We start from the raw sequence: 20,490 nt of genomic DNA on the forward strand, positions 1-20,490 counted from the left end.
GCCGGCCTCCGGATTGAAGGCGCGTGTTGCGCTCAGGGCTACGTCAGCGGAAACGCAAACACATCGACCGGCTCGCCGAGACCGCGCAGCGGAAACGCACCGAGGCTGTCCATCTCGTTCTGGCAACCCGACATCTCGACGAATGCCTTGGACAGCAGCACCGGCCGCTTGATCTCCTTCGTCAGGCTTTCCAGCCGCGACGCGACATTGACGGCCGGGCCGATCACGGTGAAATCCAGCCGCCGGCGCGAGCCGATATTGCCGTACATCACCTCTCCGACGTGCACGCCGATGCCATAGCGAAGCACCTCGCGGCCCTTGCGCTTGTTCTCGGCATTCAGCGCAACCATGGCTGCTTCGGCCGCCTTGATAGCCTGCAGCAGGTTTTCGCAGGCCTGCGGGTTGCTGAGCGGAAAGATCGCCAGCATCCCGTCGCCCATGAACTTCAGGATCTCGCCGCCATGCTTCTCGATCGGCTCCGACATTGCATCGAAATAGCCGTTCAGCAATTCGATCACGTCGTCGCGCGGCCAATGGTCGGAGATCGTCGTGAAATCTCGCAGGTCGCAGATCAGGATGGCAGCATCAACCGTGGCGCCGCTGCCGCGCGTCGTCGCGCCGGCCAGGATCTGTTCGCTTGCATGCGGCCCCACATAGGTCTGCAGCAAGGTCCGGGCCATGATGTTCTTCAACCGGATTTCGGTGACCAGCGTCAGCGCCGGCAGCAGATCCTGGAGATACGCCACATGCTCCTCCAGAAAGCCGCCCGGACGATCACTCGAAAATGTCACGATATGACGCTTGCCGAGCGTATGCTCCATCGGCCAGGCGATATATTCGGTCACGCCTTCACGCTTGAGATCGTCGTAGAACTCGCTGCGCTCATCGTCCGCATGCGGACCTTCCAGCTTCCTGCGCACTTCGGCGGCGCCGCTGAAAATTTCGTTGACCGGGCTCCGCAAAAACTGCGGCGTATTTTCAATGCCGTAATCGAATGTCGTGATGTTGGCTTCCGTCATACCGACGCGCCACAACAGCCGCGCGCCGAGCCATTGCGGATGATGGGTTCTGAAATGCATCGTCGCCCGCGAGACGGGAACACCCTCGTCGCGCAAGCGGCCGCAAAGCTGCACCAGCAGATTGTCGATGAAGCGCTCGTTGCGCGTTTCGTTCACCAGCCAGTCGAGGCTGGTTGTCCTGTGCCTTGGCCAATGGCCGACGCTCAGATCGGAAGAATCCGAAGCCGGGTTGGATAGGGATTGCATGGCTGTACACTCCGCGAGGTCACGCGGCCTTCTCACTTCAAAACAAAAAATCATTCCTGCATCCGCTAGATGGGGTGCCTCAACGTGGAATGGAATGCCCTCTTTACATTAGATTGCTGGAAAATGTAGCCTGCTCATCCCAGCAAACGTCTTGTCTGGGCGATCGTCTGCGCACTCGGCTGTGTCGGCCGATATTCCAACCCCAGGGCGCCCGCATAGCCTTGCGCGACAAGCCAGTCCACCCGCGCCTTCAGATCGATCGAGCCGCTGCCCGGTTCGTTGCGGCCGGGATGATCGGCGATGTGGACATGGAAGACCCTGTCGATATCGCCGCCGATCACGCTGGCCGTGTCCTCGCCCATCACGGCAGAATGATAGATATCGTAGATGATGCCGATCTCGGTACGGCCCGTCTGCCTGACGATATCGAGCCCCTCGCGTGTCGAGCCCAGGAAATAGCCGACGTGATCGATCAGCGTGTTCAGCGGCTCGACACCAAGCCGGACGCCGCTGTCGGCAAGCACTTCGCCAGCCCGCCCCAGTGTCTCGGTCAACGCCGCCCTCTGCTCGTCGCGCGACTTGCCGGCAAGGTCGTCGCCCGCCTGCGCGATCAGCGTGCGGGCCCCAAGCCGCCGCGCCACCTCGACGGAGCGCTTCAGCCCCTCGATGAACGCCGCCTGATTGGCCCGATCGGTCAGCGCGATCATCGGCTCGGCGACGAAGCTGGCGAGATCGATTCCCGTCTCGTTCAGCGCCCATTCGATGCTGCCGACGTCCTTGTTGGTCCAGCGCCAGAACTCCACGGCCTCGACGCCATGCTGGTGCGCCAACCGAATACGATCGGCAAAATTTGCGGTCTCGTCGGCGAAAAGCCATTCGATGCAGGCGGAGAGTTTCATGACATCTCGCTTTGTTTCGACCAGGTGACGTTCGGCGATTTGATCAACAAGCGCCACCGGATTGCAAGCGTTTCCCGAATCCGGGCCACCGGCATACCCCCTGCAAACGCCTCACACTTTCGCACGTTTAAACCAATGCGATAGTTTTCGTTCAAAATACCTCCCGCATGCTTATTTTTGATTGTATCCGCAAAATCCCAAACCTAGGATATCAACAGCGCCGTTCTGCGCATGCCCATCCGGAGACAACAATGCAGCTCGCGCCGCAGCACCGAATCTATGTGTGCTTCTTCCTCTTTGCCATTTCCATGGGTGCCTTGCTGGCCCGCATGCCTGACTTGCAGATGGCGCTCGGCGTCGATCGCTCGACGCTCGGCCTGACACTGATCGGCGCCGCAATCGGCGCGCTGACCTCGCTGACCTTCGCCTCGCCGATCATCGCCCGCCTCGGCACCCGCACCACCGCATTCATCACCGTCATCGGCACCTCGGCATTGCTGGCAACAGTGCCATGGTTGGCAAGCGCGCCCCTGGTCTTTCTCATCCTGATTCTGGAGGGCCTGCTGGCGGGGTCGCTCGAGATCAATCTCAATGTCGAGATCGATCGCATCGAAGCGCAGCTTGGCCGTGGCGTCATGACCCGAGCGCACGGCTTCTGGAGCCTTGGCTTCTTCCTGACCGCACTGGCCGCCTCTGCCATCCGGCAGGCAGGCGTGCCGATGCATATCCATCTCGGCCTGACCTTCGCCTTCGTGCTGATCGTAGGCACCTTCGTCATCTCGGGCATGCGCAATGCACCGCCGCGGGCAACACAGGCGCATCAGGAAAAGGCGCCCTTGATCGCGCTGCCGAACTGGGGCGTGCTGCCGCTCTGCATCATCGGCATCGCCGCTTTCCTGATCGAAGGTGCCGGCATCGACTGGTCGGCCATCTACATGCGCGACGTCTTTGCCTCGGAGCCGTTCGTCGGTGGACTGGGCCTGACCTGCTTCACGTTCTTCATGGCCACTGCCCGCCTCCTGATCGACCCACAGGTCGACCGCTTTGGCGCGCGCCTGGTCGCTACGATCCTGCTCGTTCTGGCCGCTGCCGGTGTTCTGGCCGTCTGGCTGGCGCCACAGCCCTATGTCGCGCTGCTCGGCTTCTCGCTGATGGGCGCCGGCTGCAGCGCGATCTATCCGCTGGTCGTCTCGGCCGCAGCGCAGAGAACCGATCGCCCGACCCATATCAATGTCGCAACAGTGGCTCAGATGTCGTTCGCCGTCTTCTTCCTTGCGCCACCGTTGCTGGGTTTCATCGCAGACTATGCCGGCATGCGGATTGCCTACCTCATCTGCCTGCCGCTGATCATCTATGCCTTGGCCTCGATCAAGTCGCTTCCCGGCCGCAAGACCGCCAGCGCCGCACCTGTGATGGCCGCAGACAGCGAAGCAGAGGCAAAACGGGTGTCGGTGGAAGTTTGATATCGCGCGCGCAGCAGGCGCGCGCCTGACCGCCGCGAAACGACAAACGCGACAACCGGAACAAGCGTCCGGCAGCGACAATCACGGGAGCAATCGGGAGGTTTTCCGGGCCTGTTGCGGCCGACCGGCCATCGCCCGCGCAGGCGATTCGCAACGCCCGACCCGCAGCGGATTTTGCCCGATCCAGCGGCAAAACCATCCAGCCCGGCGGCACTCGCCGAAGCGAGTGTTTCAAGCACAATGCTTTGATTTGATTGATAAAATGGTGGGTGATGTAGGGTTCGAACCTACGACCCGCTGATTAAGAGTCAGCTGCTCTACCAACTGAGCTAATCACCCGTCCGCGCTGTGTCTGCGTGGTGTGAGAGGGCGTATAAACAGGATCGTTCAGCTTGTCTAGCGCCCTTCCGAAAATTCTTTCAACAATGTCGCATTTTTTTGTGCACGGCTGAAATCCAATGAAATCAAAGGTCCAGCATCCCGGTGGCCAGACGCACTGCCTGCCCGCCGATCCGGGCGTTTGAGATCGTCCCGCCCTCGATATCCATGTGCAGATGAATGAACGACGGCCGCCCCATCTCCACGCCCTGCTCGATCATGACGCCGTGATGACCATCGGTGAGCCGATCAAAATGATGGATTGCACCGGAAAGTGCTGCCGCAGCCGAGCCCGTCGCCGGGTCCTCGACGAGGCCCATGCCACTTGCAAACATCCGCGCATGGAACTTGGCGACATGGTTCACGCCGCCGCGGCAATAGACGTAGGCCGACGCCAGGGCGCCATCGACGAACGGCACTGTGGCCTCCCATAGCTGCGGATCGAAATCCAGCCGCTCGGCCACACCGACATCGCGCACCGGCACCAGCAGAAAAGGGACACCGGCCGTCCACAAGGATGGCACATGATTTTCGAAGCAGATCTCGCTGGTCTTCAGCTGCAGCGCCTTGGCAATGCCGATCCGGTCGAGCGGCATGGGGATCTGCTCCGATTTGCGCGGCAGGTCGAACTCCGCAAAGCTCGCCTCGCCTTCGCTAAGCCTGACAGCACAGCGCACCGGCCCGATGTTTTCCTGAAGAACAGAGACAAGATCGATCGTCATGCCTGCATGCGCCCGCTCGGCAAGCGCAATCGCCGTTCCCACGGTCGGATGACCGGCGAAGGGCAATTCCCGACCAGGCGTGAAAATGCGAACCCGCGCCGCATAGGCGGGATTGCCGGAAGGCTGAACAAACACAGTCTCGGAAAGGTTCAGCTCCTTGGCGATCGCCTGCATCGCCTCGTCGCTCAGATCGTCGCCATCGAAGATGACGGCAAGTGGGTTGCCCGCCAGCTTGCGATCGGTGAATACGTCATAGACGCTGTAGCTGCGCGCCACATCGGCCTCCTTGTCTCGGTCCTCGTGCCGCCAACCTGCCCGACCGCCGCAACGAGCGCAAGGCGTTAGGTGAGCTAGCTCTTATGGAAGTACCAGTCGATGACCGGCAGCATCGAGATATTGTAGGTCTGTGCCTGCGGGTCCGCGGAGCGGATGACGACGGCACCTGCTATCTCCTTGTCCTCGGCAACCAGCATATGCGCGTGGATCTTTTCGACCATTTCGTCGGACGTCAGATCGAAGCGGAACAGCCGCAGCAGCGTCACCGTCCTCCTGTTGTGGGTCGCGAAGTATCCGTCGCCGGCCTGCGCATCGCGAAGGTCGAGCCCGGTCTCCTCCAGCACCTCCCGGCGCATGTTATGCTCGATGTCGCAACGCCCGTCGGACAGGTCCTCCGGCTCCAGCGAACCGGCAGCGAAGTATACCTGTCCGGGATTGGCCGTATGCGCGCCCATCCGGATCGCCACCAGAGCGCCATCGTTCGTCTCGACAACAGCATAAGCGAACAGGTGAATGCCACCCCGCCGCTCCGGCTGCCGGCGCCAGTGCATGAAGGTGGAAAAAGGAATGACATGGCCCTCGCCGGCCAGCCCTTGGCCGGTCAGCGCCAGCCGATTCTGGAAAATCATCCGGCCATCGAAAAGGTGTGGATTGGCAGCCGTTTCACGAGCCCAGTTCTCGGCAATCGCGTCGCCATTGCTGCTGTGAAACGGATGGTCACCGGGCAGCACCTTCAGGTCCACACCGGCGATCGGAAAGACCGTCTGCGTCGGCGGCCAGCCGGCAAAATCATCGCTGAAATCAGTGCTCATCTCAAATCCGTCCCCTTAGAAACCGCTCAAATCAAATCCAAAGTCATCACAACAGGGCAATGGTCGGACGCCTTCGGCCGGTCCCAGCCCGTCCGGGGATAGCGCTCGACCTCCTGGCCCGGCGGAAACACCGTGCGGTAGGGCTGGCCATGCCTGACGATCTCCGGCAACCGGCCGGCATTGGTCTTTGCAAGTGCTGGAGAGAGCCAGATATAATCGAGTTGGCACAGCCACTGTTCCTCCGGCCCGCGCGCATGGTAGAGCGTCCAGCGATCGAGCGGCTCACGCCGACGCACGACGTTCTCCGCAAAGCCATCCCGGCTGAGCTCGTCCAGTGCACTTGCGCTTTCGTCCTGATGCTGGAACGTATAGCCGGTGCGCCGCCGCCCGATGACATCGACGCGCTCCTGATAGTCGTTCATGTCGCCGCAGATGACGAAGCGCCTGGCGGATGCCGGCTCCGCGCCGAACTTGTCCTCGATGATCCGGCGCACCGCCTTCGCTTCGGCCCGGCGAACCGGCATCGTATAGGTCCGCCCGTCCTGCCCCTCGCGCTGCCCGCCCATCGATTTGAAATGCACGACATAGAGCGTCATCGGCACGCCGCCGATCAAAAGGTCGAGTTCCAGGCAATCGCGCTTGAAGATCTTGTCGTCGATATGGTTGGTCTGGGCGAGATCGTCGTCGAACAGGTCGAGATTGCGATAGGTGGTCATCGCGTGGCTCCTGACCTCCTTGAGCTCGATCTTCTGCCCGTCGCGGGTCTCCTCGCGCATCAGCACGGCAACGTCGATACCGCGGCTGTCATTGCCCTCGACCAGGTATTTCTGCCGGTAGCCGTTTCCGACCATGCGAAACAGATAGTTGTATTCGAAAGCCTGCAGCGCCTCCATGTTGTCGATCTCCTGCAGGCAGAGAATGTCGGCATCCGCATCGGCAATCGCCAGCGCCGTCATCTGCCTGGTGTCGTCGGTGGAGGCGATGACGCGGGCCTGCTCGAGCTGCTGGTAGACGCCCTCGCTGCGCACATCGAACAGCTTGATCACCCGGTCCTGCCGCAGCTGGTTTCGAAACCCGGTGAAGTCGAAGCGGGTCATCAGGTTTTCGACGTTGAACGTGGCAATGCGTAACGACATCAGCGATTTCCGGTTGGCATTGCCCCGACACTAGACAGCAATGACCGCTTCGGAAAGCCCGCTTCCCGATCACAGCCGCCAGGCGCTGCGAATGACGACGCGAACATTCTCGCCTGCCGAGAGCGGCAACCGGCTGAAAGTGCGAAGGATCTGCCCATCATTGAGGCGCAGCCGCGCGGCATAGCGCTCGCCCTCGTAGAGCACGGACTCGACACTTGCCGCCAAGCCCTCTGCGCCGAGGATCACGTCTTCCTGCCGTACAAGAATGTCCGATCTCGGACTGTCACCAGTCTCACCTGCAAACAGCGGCGCAAGCACCTCCCAGCCCAACTGCCTGATATCACCAGTCGGAGACATCAACGAAACAATCGCCCCGCGCCCGATCAGCCCGCCGACGATCCGCCCTTCCGGCCGTGCATAAATCTCCGCAGGCGGCGCCACCTGCAGCAACTGTCCCTCCGACATCACGGCCACATCCGTCGCCAGCGCCATCGCCTCGCTCTGGTCGTGGGTGACATAGACCATCGTCGCGCCGGAGCGCTGGTGGAACTCGCGAAACGTCTCCTCCATCTCCTGCTTCAGATGCCGGTCGAGATTGGCAAGCGGCTCGTCGAGCAGCACCACGTCGGGCGATGTCACCAGGCAGCGCGCCAGCGCCACACGCTGCCGCTGCCCGCCGGACAGATCAGCCGGCCGCCGCTCGGCATAGGCTTCCAGCCGGACGGTCGCGAGTGCCTCGCCGACCTTCTTCCGATACGCCTCGCCGGAGATGCCGCGCACCTTCAGAGGATAGCCGACATTGTCGGCAACGCTCATATGCGGCCACAGCGCATAGGACTGGAAAACCATCGCCATGTTGCGCTTTTCCGGCGGCAGCGATTGCGAGGCGTCGGCCAGCAGCCGTTCGCCGAGATGCAGCGACCCGTCGGTCGGCGTCTCGAAACCGGCGATCATCCGCAGCACCGTCGTCTTGCCGCAGCCGGATGGCCCGAGCAGCGCCAGGAAGCCGCCGTCGCGAACATCGAGTGACAGGTTGCTGACGGCAGCCCGTCCGGTGCCGAAATCCTTGGCAACGCGATTGAGGATCAGTTTCGCCACGGCACCACTCCCTTCGGCAGCCGCTTTGCCATCAGTTCAAGAAGCAGCATCATGAAAACGACCATGAGAACGACCAGCACCGACAACGCCGAAGCGAGGTCGGTGCTGCCGCTGTCATCGAGATTGTAGATGGCGACGCCAAGCGTCTGCGTCCCCGCCGACCAGAGCAGCGCCGAGATGGTCAGCTCGTTGCAGGCGATCAGGAACACCAGGATGACGGAGGCGCCGGCAGCCGGCGCGATCAGCGGCACGATGATGTCCTTCAACCGCCGGAAAAACCCTGCCCCCGCCAGCCGTGCTGCTTCTTCCAGCGCCGGATCGAGCTGGTGGAAAGCGCTGACGACAGGCTTGAGGCTGACGGCGAAGAAGCTCGAGAGATAGGCGATCAGGATGATCCAGACGGTGCCGTAGAGCGTCACGTGGATGATCGGGATCGGTGCGGCAAAGACCAGGATGAACGACACCGCAACGACGATGCCGGGCAAGGAATACGGGATCTCGATAACGCTCGAAATGACCCGGCTGAGCAGATCCCTTCGCCGTGTCAGCGCATAGGCGGTCAGCACGGTCACCCCGAGGAGACATACCGCCGTGCCCGCAGACAGCGACAGCGAATTGACGAAGGCGGTGCGCGTCACAGCTTGGCGAAAGAGGATTTCCGAAAAGGCGTTGAAGGTCATCGTCTTGAAGGTCAGCGGCACGCCATAGGCAGGCACCAACGCGCCGGCGAGCAGCGCGAAGAAGGGAGCGGCCAGCATGAAAAACAGCGTTGCCCAGAGAATTGGCGTGAACAGCAGCTTCCAGTGTCCGAGCTCGAAGGTCGCCGTCGCGCCGGACAGGCCGAGCACGCGGTAGTCGCGGCCGCGCAACGCCCAGTCCTGGATGGCGAGACCCGCCACCGAGATGATCGCGATGATCGCCGACAGCAGCGCCACGTCACCGAAGGTGCGGCTGGTAAAGGCAGAAAACTTGGTGAAGATCAGCGTCGGCAGCGTATAGATCGAAGCCGGAATGCCGAGAATGGCGGGAATGCCGAAATTGCCGGTGCAGGAGACGAACGAGATCGCCGCACCGGCAATGATCCCGGGCAGCGACAGCGGCAGGATGATATCGCGAAACACCCTGAGGCTCGACGCACCGGACAGCCGCGCCGCCTCGACGCCATCGCGCGGCAGCGACATCAGGCTAGCCCGAAGCGCCAGATAGACCAGCGGCGCATGCTGGACGCCATAGAGCAGCGCGATGCCGCCGATCGAATAGAGCGGCTGCGGCGTACCCATCGGTGGCGCGATGTGCAGCGCCTTCAGAAGCGGGCTCGACGGGCCGGACATCTGCACCCAGGCAAGCGCCGTCACCTGCGGCGGTATCATCATCGGCAGCACGAAGAGGAAGCTCAGCAGCCCCTTGCCCCGGATATCGGTCAGCGTCAGCAGGAAGGCGAAGGCGCAGCCGATCACCAGCGAGATGATCGTTCCGAAAATGGCGGTGACCAGCGTGTAATAGGTCGCCGACCACAGGGCAGGATCGGTCAGCACCGCGATGGCGCCGCCATTGGCAAGGGCCGAGACACCCGTGATCGCCAGCCGCGCCAGAGGCAGCACGCTGAGGATCAGGACAACGGCGATGATAAAAGGAAACAGCCAGGCGGGCGGGCTGTTTCCGGGACGAACATATCCGTACATCAATTTATGTCAGGCAATCAGTTCGAGTAGATGCCGGAGAAGGTCTTGAGATCGGCATCGGTGCTCTTCAGAGCCGTCGCTGCATTGACCGGCAGGACCTTGATGGTTTCGCGGGCCGGGAAGCCCTCTGGAACCTTCATGCCGTTACGCGCCGGGATGTAGCCGAGCTTCAGGAAGCCTTCCTGGCCCTTTTCCGACAGAACGTAATCGACGAACTTCTTGGCGGAATCTGCGTTCTTGGCGGTCGAGAGAATGCCGACCGGCTCCGTCACGGCAGACACGCCTTCTTCAGGGAACACGAACTCGACAGGAGCACCCTTGGCCTTTTCGCGGATCGGCATGTAATCGACGATCATGCCATAGGCCTTTTCGCCAGATGCGACCGCCTTGAGGATGCCGCCGTTACCGCCGGCAGCCGTGGCGCCATTGGCAGCCAGATCCTTGTAGAAGTCCCAGCCGAGGCCATCGACGGCAGCAAGCGTCTGTGCGTGGATCAGGGCTGCGCCAGAGGTCAGCGGGCTCGGCATGGTGACGAGGCCCTTGGCTTCCGGCTTCGCCAGGTCCTTCCAGCTGGTCGGCTTCATCGAGGCCGAGGTGTTGTAGACGATGCCGGTGGTGATCAGCTTGGTCGAGTAATAGTAGCCGTCGGCGTCGAACAGGGCGGCGTCGTAGTGTGCGGCTTCCGGCGACTTGTAGGCCATCAGCTTGCCGGTTTCCTTGAGGCGCTCCAGCGTCACCGTGTCGGCAATCAGCAGAACGTCGGCCACCGGGTTGCCGGCTTCGATCTCGGCCTGCAGCTTTGCCATGATCTTCGGCGTGCCGTCGCGCACCCAATCGACCTTGATGTCGGGGTTGGCGGCCATGAAGCCATCGACGGTTGCCTGTGCATCCTCATTCGGCTGGCTGGTGTAGAGCACCAGATTGGCAGCGGTTGCCGGAATGGCGAACAGGCTTGCGGCGAGCAGTGCGGCGGCGGAAACGATGGTCTTCATGGATGGTGCCCTCGGCGTGATGGAAGGCCCGTTCCATAGACACCTGGGTTAACATGAATGTGACAGTTGTCATTCGAAGACACAGGAACGCATGGCCTCCTGCCCTTGACCCCTCCTTTGCACCTCTATCTTCTAGCCGGCGTTTCAGTTTTCATTTTGGGAGTGGAGGAAAACCTATGGAATATCGTCAACTGGGCCGTTCGGGCCTGAGAATTTCAACGCTGACCATGGGCACCATGACCTTCGGCGGCAAGGGCTGGGCAAAGACCGTCGGCGATCTCGGCGTCACGGACGCCCGCCGCCTGGTCGACATGTGCATCGATGCCGGCGTCAACCTCATCGATACCGCCGACGTCTATTCGTCCGGCGCCTCGGAGGAGATCATCGGCGAAATCCTTGGCGGCGTCAGGAAGAACGGCACGCTGATCGCCACCAAGGCGCGTTTTCCGATGGGCGATGGCCCGAACGATGCCGGCAACTCGCGCTACCACCTGATCAGCGCCTGCGAGGCCAGCCTGAAGCGCATGAAGACCGACGTGATCGATCTCTACCAGGTGCACGAATGGGACGGCCAGACGCCGCTCGAGGAAACCATGGAGGCACTCGATACGCTGGTCCGCCAGGGCAAGGTCCGCTATGTCGGCTGCTCGAATTTCTCCGGCTGGCACATCATGAAGGCGCTCGGCGTCAGCGAACGCGAGAAGCGCGAGCGCTTCGTCAGCCAGCAGATCCACTACACGCTGGAAGCCCGCGACGCCGAATACGAGCTGCTGCCCATCAGCATCGATCAGGGCCTCGGCGTGCTGGTCTGGAGCCCGCTTGCCGGTGGGCTACTATCAGGCAAACACCGCCGCAACCAGGCGGCGCCCGAAGGCACCCGCCAGTTCGCCGGCTGGACGGAGCCGCCGATCCGCGACGAAAACCGCCTGTGGAATATCGTCGAGACTTTGGTGTCGATCGCCGAAAGCCGCAATGTCTCGGCAGCCCAGGTGGCGCTGGCTTGGCTGATCGGCCGCAAGCCGGTAACGTCTGTCATCATCGGCGGACGCACGGAAGCGCAGTTCAAGGATAATCTTGCGGCAGCCGACCTGAAACTGTCGGAGGAAGAGCGCAAGCGTCTTGATGACGTCAGCCTGCCGCAGCTGCTCTATCCCTACTGGCATCAGCGCAATACCGCGAGCGACAGGCTTGGCGAGGCCGACCTCGCCTTGCTCGGCCCCCACCTCGACACGTAATGGCGAACTGGTCGGCGGCCTACAGGCCGCCGATTTCGCTGGAGATCAGCTTGCCAAGGCGGCTGATGCCCTCTTCGATCTTCTCTTCGTTACTCGACGAAAAGCTCATCCGCAGCGTGTTTTCGCCCGATCCATCGGCAAAAAAGGCGCGACCAGGCACGAAAGCCACCTTGACGGTCTCGATAGACTTGGCCAGCAATTTGGCGCCATCCATCCCCTTCGGCAGCGTCACCCATATGAACATGCCACCCTCCGGCTTCGTCCAGCTCACACCCTCGGGCATGTGCTTGGCGAGCGATGCCAGCATCACGTCGCGACGCTTGCTGTAGGCAGCTCTGATCTTGACGACCTGCGCATCAAAACCGTTCTGCGCCACCTGTGCGACGGCCATCTGGTTGATCGTCGAAGAATGCAAGTCGGCCGCCTGCTTCATCAGCACCAGCTTGCGGATAACAGGCGCATTGGCAACGATGAAGCCGACGCGCAGACCCGGCGCCAACGTTTTCGAAAACGAGCCGCAATAGATCGTGCGGGTGTGCTCGATATCGCCCTTCTGGGCAATTTCGAGCGCGAGAATCGGCGCGATCGCCTCGCCGTCATAGCGCAGCGACTGGTAGGCCGCGTCCTCGATGATGGCGATATCCATCTCGTTACCGAGCTCGATCAGCTTGTTGCGCCCCGCCAGATCGACTGTTTCGCCGGTCGGATTGGAGAAATCGGCCGAGAGATAGGCGAACTTGACCTTGCCGCCGGCTGCCGCTGCCTGCGCCTGGTAGGAGGCGGGTGTGCGGTTGCCATCGGGTGTCAGCTGGTCATAGGCCGGCTCATAGGCGTTGAAGGCCTGCAGTGCGCCAAGATAGGTCGGCCATGTGACGAGGGCCGTATCACCGGGCGACAGGAACAGCTTGCCGAGATAATCGAGACCCTGCTGCGAACCGGAGACGATGAAGACGTTGTCGAGACCGCAGGGAATGCCGAGCTTGCCCATCTCGCCGACCAGCCATTCGCGCAGTGGCTTGTAGCCTTCGCTGACCGAATACTGCAGCGCCGAATTCACGGCAGAGCTGTCGAAGATATCGACATAGGCCTGCTTGAATTCCTTGTCCGGGAACAGTGCCGGATCAGGAATACCACCAGCGAATGAAATGATATCCGGCTGGTCCAGAAGCTTCAGAAGCTCGCGGATCTCAGATGCGCGCATGCGCGAAGAACGGGTTGCAAAGATGTTTTCCCAATTCAACATGGGGCTTCCTCGTAATTTTTTGTCTTTAGGTGACCAGACCACGCAACAAATGATAAGTCAACATTGCTGACCTATTCGTTTGCTACGGTGACAATTTTACGGTATCTCGCCCTTGAATTTGGCATTTCAAGCGGCAGAGACCCAAACCCGCCGAAATCGGCCTTTTCAACACATACCCGGCGGCAGTAGTGTCGCCGCCGCTATCCAACAGGCTTTGAAGGTGCCCGAAATGACCGCGTCGTCGAACACTCCCGAAATCACCATCGAATTCCACACGTCGCCGGTCTCCGACGCCGATCGCATCAAGGCCCTCGAAACACCCGGATTTGGCAAGATCTTCACCGATCACATGGTCCTTGCCCGGTGGACCCCTGACAAGGGCTGGCATGATGCGAAGGTGACGCCGCGGCGTCCGCTTGAACTCGATCCCGCCAGCGCCGTGCTCCACTACGCTCAGGAAATCTTCGAAGGCATGAAAGCCTACAAGGCCGATGATGGTCGCATTCTGCTCTTCAGGCCCGAGGAAAACGCCCGCCGTTTCGCCCGCTCGGCCGAACGGATGGCGATGCCGCCCGTTCCCGAAGACCTCTTCCTCAAGGCTGTCGAAGAGCTTGTGCGCATCGACAAGGCGTGGATCCCATCGGGCGACGGCAGCCTGTATCTTCGTCCTTTCATGTTCGCAAACGAAGCATTTCTCGGCGTCCGCCCTGCCCTGGAATATGTTTTCTGCGTGATCGCCTCGCCTGTTGGCGCCTACTTCAAGGGCGGCGCCAAGGCGGTGTCCCTATGGGTCGAGACCGAATATACCCGTGCGGCCGCCGGTGGCACGGGAGCGGCCAAATGCGGCGGCAACTACGCGGCAAGCCTTGTCGCGCAGGCCGAAGCCGCGAAGAAGGACTGCGACCAGGTCGTCTTCCTCGATGCGGCGGAACATCGCTGGGTGGAGGAACTCGGCGGCATGAACGTATTCTTCGTCATGAACGACGGGACCGTGGTGACCCCACCTCTCGGCGGCACGATCCTGCCGGGCATCACACGTGCTTCGGTCATCGTTCTTGCGGAAGAAAAGGGCTTGCAGATCGACCAGCGCCCCTATTCCTTCGCCGAATGGCAGGCTGATGCCGCAAGTGGCAAGCTGGTCGAGGCCTTCGCTTGCGGCACAGCCGCAGTCCTCGCCGGCATCGGTCTGGTTCGACACGCCGGCGGCGAATTTCAGGTTGGAGACGGGCAGACCGGCAAGCTGACCAGCGAACTGCGCCAGGAACTGGTCGGCCTGCAGAAGGGCGTCAGCAACGACCAGCGCGGCTGGACGCGCCGCGTCCTCGCCTAAGGCTATCCAATCATGGCTCCGCTCGACGAACCCTCGCCGAGCGGGTCTTTCCTATATTGCGCATGTGACAAATCACGACAGGTCCGCAAAGCCTGACGCTTTACGAACCTGCACTGAAAAGGCGGCTCAAGCGGTAACACAGCGCCGTCCATAAGCGGGACGCATCCCGTCAGGAGCGCAACATCGCCGCAATCTGAGCCTGGCTCGGAAGCTGCCCCTGCGGCGTCAGCTTGTCGACCACGCCGGGCAGCACCCTGGACAGTTGCGCCAGCAATTCCTGCTCGCTGATCCCCGCCTGCCGCGCCAGATCGCTGATCGTCTGCGAGCCCAGCGCGCTTTCGAGATTGCCAGGCGCGATCGGCTCGTTCTGTCCGGGCTTCACCCAGGAATCGGCAACCGATCCTTGACCGGCTTCCGCCAGCTTGCCGAGCAGACCGCCCAGTCCTCCAAGACCACCGAGGCTGCCTGCCAGGCCACCAAGATTGCCGAGCAGCCCACCATCATTGGCGCCGGCATTGGCCTGCGGGTTCTGAGGTGCCGGCTGATCTTCCTCGGACGCCCCTTTGCCGCCAAGAAGCTTGCCAACCAAAAGCGCACCAAGCGCGATCATGATCGGCTTCGAAATGCTCCCACCAGGAACAGCATCATCAAATATTCCCATGTGATTCTCCTTCTACGTTTTCTTGGATCGGAAGAGTAAAAACACGACATGAGGCCCGGCAGAGCCTTGAATTCCTTCAGCGTCACTTTAGCTGTTATTGAAACATGGTCGGATTGCTCGGCCAATCAAGGAGGGAAATGAAAGATGTCTGTCATCGGATGGATTATTCTTGGATTGATCGCCGGCTTCATCGGCAGCAAGATCGTCAACAAGTCGGGCTCCGGCATGCTGATGGACATCGTCCTTGGGATCGTCGGCGCCATCGTTGGCGGCGTCATCTTCACCTTCTTCGGGGCATCCGGCGTCACCGGCTTCAACATCTACAGCCTGCTGGTCGCGGTGATCGGCGCCGTCGTGGTGCTCTGGCTCTATCACGCCATCAGCGGCCGGCGCTCGGTCTGATGCAAACGTCTTCCCTCGGCTGTTTGGTCAGCCGCAGTTGACACAGTCGGCATGCGCGCTTGATCATGGCTGATGCGTCCTGCGCGTCAGCCAAAGCGAGTATCATGTCCGACCAAGCAACCTCTTCCTTCTACATCGACAACGCGGCGACCTATGCCACGCGAGACCGAACGCTCCCCGTAAACCGGCTCGACGCCTTCCTGTCGGCACTGCCAAAGGGTGCGGCCATCCTCGAACTCGGATGTGGCGGTGGCCAGGACAGCGCCTACATGCTGTCCAAAGGCTTTGCGGTAACAGCAACGGATGGTTCCGAACAACTGGCAAAACAGGCGGAAACACTGCTCCAACGGCCTGTAAAAGTGATGCAGTTCCAGGAGCTCCAGGACGAAAACATATTCGATGGAATCTGGGCCGAAGCCAGTCTGCTGCATGTACCGCGCACGCAGCTTCCGGATATCCTGCATCGCATCCATCGCGCCGCAAAACCGGGCGGTATGTTCCATGCCACCTTCAAGGCGGGCGACGCCGAAGGTCACGACGAGTTCGGCCGCTACTATAATTATCCATCCGCCGCTCTGCTCTCGGCGATGCTTGGCAAATCAGGTTGGCGCAATGTGGTCACCACCGAGCGCGACGGCAGCGGCTACGATCGCAAGCCGACACGCTGGCTCATCATGCGCGCACAAAAATAAAGGCCGGAGCTTTCGCCCCGGCCTCCATCGTCTGCAAAAGCAGAGAAGCTTAGTTGACCGACTTGTCGACCAGCTTGTTCTTGCCGATCCAAGGCATCATGCCGCGCAGCTTGGCGCCGACTTCTTCGATCTGGTGGTTGTCGTTCATGCGGCGAATGCCCTTGAAGCGCGAACCGCCGGCCTTGTATTCCTGCATCCAATCGGACGTGAACTTGCCGGTCTGGATGTCGGCGAGGACGCGCTTCATTTCAGCCTTCGTTTCAGCCGTGATGATGCGCGGGCCGGTGACGTATTCGCCCCATTCCGCCGTGTTCGAGATCGAGTAGTTCATGTTGGCGATGCCGCCTTCATAGATCAGGTCGACGATCAGCTTCACTTCGTGCAGGCACTCGAAATAGGCCATTTCGGGAGCATAACCAGCTTCCGTCAGGGTTTCGAAGCCGGCGCGGATCAGTTCGACCAGACCGCCGCACAGAACGACCTGTTCGCCGAAGAGGTCGGTTTCGCACTCTTCGCGGAAGTTGGTTTCGATGATGCCCGAACGGCCGCCGCCAACGCCGCAGGCGTAGGAGAGAGCGAGTTCAAGCGCGTTGCCCGAAGCGTTCTGGTGAACGGCAACGAGGCAAGGAACGCCGCCGCCCTTCTGGTATTCGCCGCGAACCGTGTGGCCAGGGCCCTTCGGTGCGATCATCACGACGTCGAGCTCAGCCTTGGCTTCGATCAGGCCGAAATGGATGTTCAGGCCGTGTGCGAAAGCAATCGCGGCACCATCGCGGATGTTGCCGGCGATGTCGGCCTTGTAGATGTCGGCCTGCAGTTCGTCAGGCGTTGCCATCATCAGCAGGTCGCCCCACTTGGCGGCTTCGGCAACGGTCATGACCTTGAAGCCGTCGGCTTCAGCCTTCTTGATGGTCGGCGAGCCGGCCTTGAGGGCGATGACGACGTTCGAATGGCCGCTGTCCTTGAGGTTCAGCGCGTGCGCGCGACCCTGGGAGCCGTAGCCGACGATGACGACGTTCTTGGACTTGATGAGGTTGAGATCAGCATCACGATCGTAATAGACGCGCATTTGAATTTTCCTTCCCTTTGCTTGTCTTGTAGACTTGTCAGTAACAGTAGAACTTGAAATCAGGCGATGGCGGGTATCTCGGCCAAAGCCTTTTCCGTGCCGTAGAGCCGGAGGAAGGCAGTCACCGCCTTCTCCGCCTGGCGGGCACTATCCTTGACGCCCGTATTGTCGCCGAGCAGCATGCGCACATGCAGGTCGGAAACGATCAGGCCGTAGAACGTGTGATACGCCTCGTCTGCGTCGGAAAAACGAAGCAGACCGGCGCGCTTGCCGGAATCGATCAGCCCCATGGCGCGACGGTCGATCTGCCGACGCCCGCGCTCGAGCAGCAGCTTGCCGAGCTTGGAGCCATCACGCGGCGACTGGCCGATCGCCAGCCGGTTCAGCGCCAGCGACACATCGCCGGCCAGAACCTCGAGCAGATCGCGCGAAAAGATCACCAGATGATCGTGCAGGCTGGCAGCCGTCAGCCGCTCGCCATTGCGTTCGAAGGTGCGAACCTTGCTCGCCTGATAGGCAATCATCGCCGACAGCAAACCGTCGCGATCGCCGAACCACTTGTAAAGACTTTCCTTGGAGCAGTTGGCCGCACGCGCCACGCCCGACGTCGTCAGCGCCTTTTCGCCGCCATCCACGAGCAACCGCAGCGCCTGCTCCAGAACAGCGTTCTGGCGCGGCGAAAATTCGCTGGGCTCCAAGTTTTCGACGGACACGACATAAGCTCCCGATGGGTACCGTACGGTACGGTTCGTGCGCTTTATGCTGGAAACTTTAAGGCGCGTCAAGCGGCATCTGCCGAATTTTGTGGCCGTTGCCTCAATCCGACCTTGCTCGAAAATTGCCGCCGGATCAGCGCAAAACGGCACGCGATCGGCCATGATGCCGTTCGAATGCCTACGATTGAAATAGTGGAGGCGCCTATTCCGCCGGTATCGACACGCGGATGGTTTCCAGATCGCGCAGCGGTGAAAGCCCGTAGAGACGGCTATACTCGCGGCTGAACTGCGACGGGCTTTGATAGCCGACGCGGTAGCCGGCCGTCCCCACATCGAGCCGCTCGACGAACATCAGCCGCCGGGCCTCGTGCAGCCGCAGCTGCTTCTGATATTGCACCGGTGTCATCGCCGTCACCGATTTGAAGTGGTGATGGAAGGACGAAACGCTCATGCTGACGCGCTCGGCCAGTTCCTCGATCCGGAGTGGCCGCGAGAAGTTCTCGCGCAGCCAGCCGACGGCGCGGGCGATCTTGTGCCCCTGGCTTTCGGCCATCGCGATATTGAGCAGGCGCGGACCATCGGGACCGGTCAGGATACGATAGAGGATTTCCTCTTCGATCAGCGGCGCCATCGCGGCGATCTCGTCAGGACGATCGAGCAGACGCAGCAGCCGCACCGAGGCATCGAGCAGTTCCGGCGAAGCGACATTCACCGCCATCCCGCGCAGTCCGGTCTTATCGGTGGCCGTGCGCGGCACGTCGGCGCGCCGCAGCAGCGACGCCAGCTTTTCCGGATCGATCGCCAGCGCCATGCACAGATGCGGCGATTGCTCGCTGGCTTCGACCACGCGCGAAGCAACAGGCAGATCGAGCGAGGTCAACAGATAGTCGCCGGTGCCGTAGTTCAGCGTCTCCGCCCCGAGCCGCAGGCTCTTTGCCCCCTGCAGCACCAGTGCGAAACAGGGCCGGTAGGCGGTGTGCAGCGGTCCGACCGGCTGCGATCGGCGACTGAGAAACAGATTGTCTATCCCGGTCGCGAACTCACCGTCACCCGGCGTGAACCGCGCGGTGATAGAGGCGATCTCGCCATAGGCATTGAAAGGCAAAGTCATCCGCGAGGACCCATGGCTTGAAGATGTGGATGGCCATTATCTAGGATAAATTGGCGCCGCCGCAAGCAGGCAGTGCTCAGACTTTTGCAGGATTGTGCAAAAACACAGGAGGATCGCTCTAACGCCTAATGCCGCCTTTGCCCCATAAGTCCCCTCGTCCGAACCACCCACAAATATATATGGAGTTTTCCCATGGCTATCGCAAAAGGCTATGCTGCCACAGACGCCTCTAAGCCGCTGACGCCGTTCACCTTCGAGCGTCGGGAACCGAATGCGGACGACGTCGTCATCGACATCAAGTTTGCCGGCATCTGCCACTCCGACATTCACACCGTTCGCAACGAATGGAAGAATGCCGTCTACCCGATCGTGCCCGGCCACGAGATCGCCGGCATCGTTTCGGCCGTCGGCGCCAACGTCACGAAGTTCAAGGTCGGCGACCATGTCGGCGTCGGCTGTTTCGTCGATAGCTGCGTTGGTTGCGCCAACCGCGACCTCGACAACGAACACTACATGCCCGGCCTCGTCCAGACCTACAACAGCGTCGAAGCCGACGGCAAGACGGCAACGCAGGGCGGCTATTCCGACTCGATCGTCGTCAAGGAAGGCTATGTCCTGTCGATCCCTGACAACCTGCCGCTCGATGGTGCCGCTCCGCTGCTCTGCGCCGGCATCACGCTCTATTCGCCGTTGCATTACTGGAAGGCCGGTCCGGGCAAGAAGGTCGCCATCGTCGGCATGGGCGGCCTCGGCCATATGGGCGTCAAGATCGGCGCCGCCATGGGTGCTGATATCACCGTCCTCAGCCAAACGCTTTCCAAGAAGGAAGACGGCCTGAAGCTCGGCGCCAAGGAATACTACGCAACATCAGACGCATCGACCTTCGAAAAGCTCGCAGGCACCTTCGACCTGATCATCTGCACGGCAGGCGTCGCCATCGACTGGAATGCCTATCTCGGCCTGCTCAAGGTCAACGGTTCGATGGTCATCGTCGGCGCCCCCGAGCATGCCATTCCGGTTCATGCCTTCTCGCTGATCCCGGGCCGCAAGAGCCTGTCCGGCTCGATGATCGGCTCGATCAAGGAAACCCAGGAAATGCTGGATTTCTGCGGCAAGCACAACATCGTCTCGGAGATCGAGAAGATCAACATCCAGCAGGTCAACGAGGCCTATGAGCGCGTGCTGAAGAGCGACGTGCGCTACCGCTTCGTCATCGACATCGCCTCGCTGGCAGCCTGAGCCGATCAGACCAAAAGACACGAAAGGCGGCTCCTGCGGGGCCGCCTTTCCGCATTCTTGCAGGATCGG

19 protein-coding genes and 1 tRNA gene are annotated in these 20,490 nt (G+C 61.3%); 6 read left to right on the forward strand and 14 right to left on the reverse strand.

Annotated features, from left to right (window positions below):
* Positions 1-38: 38 nt before the first annotated feature.
* Positions 39-1,265, reverse strand: coding sequence for an adenylate/guanylate cyclase domain-containing protein (locus GVL52_RS17490; RefSeq protein ID WP_160009400.1), 1,227 nt, complete (start codon positions 1,263-1,265; stop codon positions 39-41).
* A gap of 134 nt (positions 1,266-1,399) precedes the next feature.
* On the reverse strand, positions 1,400-2,164 hold the full coding sequence (locus GVL52_RS17495; protein WP_160009402.1) for a TIM barrel protein: 765 nt from the start codon (positions 2,162-2,164) through the stop codon (positions 1,400-1,402).
* Between the two features lie 251 nt (positions 2,165-2,415).
* Here GVL52_RS17495 and GVL52_RS17500 point away from each other — a divergent pair, with 251 nt between their 5' ends.
* Positions 2,416-3,627, forward strand: a complete 1,212-nt coding sequence (locus GVL52_RS17500; protein WP_160009404.1) for an MFS transporter — start codon at positions 2,416-2,418, stop codon at positions 3,625-3,627.
* A gap of 263 nt (positions 3,628-3,890) precedes the next feature.
* On the opposite strand, the gene GVL52_RS17505 is transcribed toward GVL52_RS17500, so the two are convergent.
* The 7 genes from GVL52_RS17505 to GVL52_RS17535 all read right to left on the reverse strand — a co-directional run bounded on the left by GVL52_RS17505 (position 3,891) and on the right by GVL52_RS17535 (position 10,723).
* A tRNA-Lys gene (locus GVL52_RS17505) sits at positions 3,891-3,966 on the reverse strand.
* A 125-nt stretch (positions 3,967-4,091) separates the two neighbouring features.
* Positions 4,092-5,003, reverse strand: a complete 912-nt coding sequence (locus GVL52_RS17510; RefSeq protein ID WP_160009406.1) for a PhzF family phenazine biosynthesis protein — start codon at positions 5,001-5,003, stop codon at positions 4,092-4,094.
* Between the two features lie 74 nt (positions 5,004-5,077).
* On the reverse strand, positions 5,078-5,815 hold the full coding sequence (locus GVL52_RS17515; protein WP_160009408.1) for an NUDIX hydrolase: 738 nt from the start codon (positions 5,813-5,815) through the stop codon (positions 5,078-5,080).
* A 26-nt stretch (positions 5,816-5,841) separates the two neighbouring features.
* A complete protein-coding gene (locus GVL52_RS17520) occupies positions 5,842-6,951 on the reverse strand; it encodes an endonuclease/exonuclease/phosphatase family protein (RefSeq protein ID WP_160009410.1) in 1,110 nt (369 codons plus the stop codon).
* A 69-nt stretch (positions 6,952-7,020) separates the two neighbouring features.
* Positions 7,021-8,049 carry an ABC transporter ATP-binding protein gene (locus tag GVL52_RS17525; RefSeq protein WP_160009412.1) on the reverse strand — a complete coding sequence of 343 codons (1,029 nt, stop codon included), beginning with the start codon at positions 8,047-8,049 and terminating at the stop codon, positions 7,021-7,023.
* Positions 8,037-9,731, reverse strand: a complete 1,695-nt coding sequence (locus GVL52_RS17530) for an iron ABC transporter permease (protein WP_160009414.1) — start codon at positions 9,729-9,731, stop codon at positions 8,037-8,039. The genes GVL52_RS17525 and GVL52_RS17530 overlap by 13 nt, the downstream gene beginning before the upstream one ends.
* Positions 9,732-9,748: 17 nt before the next feature.
* Positions 9,749-10,723: an ABC transporter substrate-binding protein gene (locus GVL52_RS17535; RefSeq protein ID WP_160009417.1), complete on the reverse strand. Its 975-nt coding sequence runs from the start codon at positions 10,721-10,723 to the stop codon at positions 9,749-9,751.
* A 176-nt stretch (positions 10,724-10,899) separates the two neighbouring features.
* Here GVL52_RS17535 and GVL52_RS17540 point away from each other — a divergent pair, with 176 nt between their 5' ends.
* Positions 10,900-11,958, forward strand: coding sequence for an aldo/keto reductase (locus tag GVL52_RS17540; protein WP_160009419.1), 1,059 nt, complete (start codon positions 10,900-10,902; stop codon positions 11,956-11,958).
* Between the two features lie 19 nt (positions 11,959-11,977).
* On the opposite strand, the gene GVL52_RS17545 is transcribed toward GVL52_RS17540, so the two are convergent.
* Entirely contained in the window at positions 11,978-13,201 is a 1,224-nt protein-coding gene (locus GVL52_RS17545) for a PLP-dependent aminotransferase family protein (RefSeq protein ID WP_160009421.1), read from the reverse strand.
* A 229-nt stretch (positions 13,202-13,430) separates the two neighbouring features.
* Here GVL52_RS17545 and GVL52_RS17550 point away from each other — a divergent pair, with 229 nt between their 5' ends.
* The gene (locus GVL52_RS17550; protein WP_160009423.1) at positions 13,431-14,531 is read left to right on the forward strand and encodes a branched-chain amino acid aminotransferase; all 1,101 of its coding nucleotides are present in this window, start codon (positions 13,431-13,433) and stop codon (positions 14,529-14,531) included.
* A gap of 169 nt (positions 14,532-14,700) precedes the next feature.
* On the opposite strand, the gene GVL52_RS17555 is transcribed toward GVL52_RS17550, so the two are convergent.
* Entirely contained in the window at positions 14,701-15,192 is a 492-nt protein-coding gene (locus GVL52_RS17555; RefSeq protein ID WP_160009425.1) for a YidB family protein, read from the reverse strand.
* 144 nt (positions 15,193-15,336) lie between these two features.
* Between GVL52_RS17555 and GVL52_RS17560 the strand changes: the two genes are divergently transcribed.
* Both GVL52_RS17560 and GVL52_RS17565 read left to right on the forward strand, forming a co-directional pair.
* A complete protein-coding gene (locus GVL52_RS17560; RefSeq protein WP_160009427.1) occupies positions 15,337-15,594 on the forward strand; it encodes a GlsB/YeaQ/YmgE family stress response membrane protein in 258 nt (85 codons plus the stop codon).
* A gap of 104 nt (positions 15,595-15,698) precedes the next feature.
* Positions 15,699-16,286: a bifunctional 2-polyprenyl-6-hydroxyphenol methylase/3-demethylubiquinol 3-O-methyltransferase UbiG gene (locus GVL52_RS17565; protein ID WP_160009429.1), complete on the forward strand. Its 588-nt coding sequence runs from the start codon at positions 15,699-15,701 to the stop codon at positions 16,284-16,286.
* A gap of 49 nt (positions 16,287-16,335) precedes the next feature.
* Here the strand turns inward: GVL52_RS17565 and ilvC are convergent, their stop codons facing one another.
* The 3 genes from ilvC to GVL52_RS17580 form a co-directional block, all read right to left on the reverse strand.
* Positions 16,336-17,355 (reverse strand): ketol-acid reductoisomerase, encoded by a 1,020-nt coding sequence (ilvC, locus tag GVL52_RS17570; RefSeq protein ID WP_160009431.1) that lies wholly within the window; start codon positions 17,353-17,355, stop codon positions 16,336-16,338.
* Between the two features lie 59 nt (positions 17,356-17,414).
* Positions 17,415-18,068 (reverse strand): TetR/AcrR family transcriptional regulator C-terminal domain-containing protein, encoded by a 654-nt coding sequence (locus tag GVL52_RS17575; RefSeq protein ID WP_160009433.1) that lies wholly within the window; start codon positions 18,066-18,068, stop codon positions 17,415-17,417.
* A gap of 205 nt (positions 18,069-18,273) precedes the next feature.
* Positions 18,274-19,182 carry an AraC family transcriptional regulator gene (locus GVL52_RS17580; RefSeq protein ID WP_160009435.1) on the reverse strand — a complete coding sequence of 303 codons (909 nt, stop codon included), beginning with the start codon at positions 19,180-19,182 and terminating at the stop codon, positions 18,274-18,276.
* A gap of 192 nt (positions 19,183-19,374) precedes the next feature.
* Between GVL52_RS17580 and GVL52_RS17585 the strand changes: the two genes are divergently transcribed.
* Positions 19,375-20,421 (forward strand): NAD(P)-dependent alcohol dehydrogenase, encoded by a 1,047-nt coding sequence (locus GVL52_RS17585; protein ID WP_160009437.1) that lies wholly within the window; start codon positions 19,375-19,377, stop codon positions 20,419-20,421.
* Positions 20,422-20,490: the final 69 nt, after the last annotated feature.

The sequence above is a fragment of the Rhizobium sp. 18055 genome (genome assembly GCF_902706285.1).
GTDB lineage: Bacteria > Pseudomonadota > Alphaproteobacteria > Rhizobiales > Rhizobiaceae > Rhizobium.